Genomic DNA, 1,178 nt, shown 5'->3' with positions numbered 1-1,178 from the left:
TAGGGGAATCGCATATGGCGTTGGTAGTGTATTGCAAAGCGATTTGAACTGGATTCTTTGGGTTTCTCTCGATTGTCGAGGGAGACCCAAATGCGCAAACTCAGGCGCCTGCTCCGACCTCTCAAGGATCCACGCGCCGATAACTCGCGGCACGCGCTGGCTGATATCGTCATCATCGCTTTGGCGGCAACGCTGGCTGGCGCCAAGAGCTGTACCGAGTTCGAATTCTTCGGGAGGGGCCGAGAGGAACTGTTGCGGGAGTTTCTGGAGCTCAAACACGGCATTCCCAGCCACGATACGTTCAGCACCGTTTTCCGCGCGCTGGATCCGAAGGGACTGGAAGCGATTTTACGTAAGTTCAGCAAGGGCTTCGGTATCAAAGGCGTGGTCAGCATTGACGGGAAGGCCTTGCGAGGAGCCTTCAGGCGGGGTCGGCGGGCGATGCCGCTGCATATGGTCAATGTCTGGGCGGCAAGCACGCGCATGGCGCTGGCTCAGAGAAAGGCCCCCAATCGCAACGAGGTTGCCGGTGTTCTCCAAGTCCTCGCTCAGCTCGATCTGGACGGCGCTCTTGTCACTGCCGATGCCTTGCATTGCAGACCCGATGTCGCGCAGGCCATCCGTAACCGAAAGGGCCATTACGTCCTGGCGATTAAGAGCAATCGCGGCCGCCTCTTCAAGGCCGCCAAGGTATTGATAGATACCGCACGCAAGCCTGCGCGGGCGAGCCAGCGCAGGATCTCCGCTCATGGTCGTACCGAGCGTCGGCAGGCCATTGTCACCCCGGCACCTCATTTTGCGAAGCAATACGGCTTCCCCGCCGTCGTTGCCGTGGGCCGCATCGACAGTTGGCGTGCCGATACCGGCAAGGCTGCCAAACATACGGCTCGATACTTCCTGGCATCGCGTCCGCTCCCAGCCAAGAAGCTGCTTGAAGCCGTGCGCGCTCATTGGGGCATCGAAAACAATTTGCACTGGGTTCTCGACGTTCTGTTCGACGAGGACGCTTGCCGCAGCCGGAAAGGCCATGCTGCCGAAAACCTCGCAGCCATCCGCAAGCTGGCTATCAATACGCTGCAGGCAACACCTGGACCTGCCCGCACCAGCCACAAAATGCTCGAAGCCAGATGGAATAACGACTTCCTTCTCTCCGCCCTCGCTCATATGCGATAGCCCTA

1 protein-coding gene is annotated in these 1,178 nt (G+C 59.3%); it reads left to right on the top strand.

The window, feature by feature from the left end; genetic code table 11:
* The first annotated feature begins 90 nt into the window (after positions 1–90).
* Entirely contained in the window at positions 91–1,173 is a 1,083-nt protein-coding gene (locus tag HZZ16_RS36875; protein ID WP_197955759.1) for an ISAs1 family transposase, read from the top strand.
* Positions 1,174–1,178 lie beyond the last annotated feature (5 nt).

The organism is Bradyrhizobium glycinis (assembly GCF_016031655.1).
In the GTDB taxonomy this organism is placed as follows: Bacteria; Pseudomonadota; Alphaproteobacteria; order Rhizobiales; family Xanthobacteraceae; genus Bradyrhizobium; species Bradyrhizobium glycinis.
Note: the sequence above shows the minus strand (reverse complement) of the source record. Positions and strands in the feature narration are given on the sequence as shown.

What these genes read in the sequence shown, in the direction of transcription:
- HZZ16_RS36875 (WP_197955759.1), top strand. Translation starts at nt 91, where the DNA reads ATGCGCAAACTCAGGCGCCTGCTCCGACCTCTCAAGGATCCACGCGCC.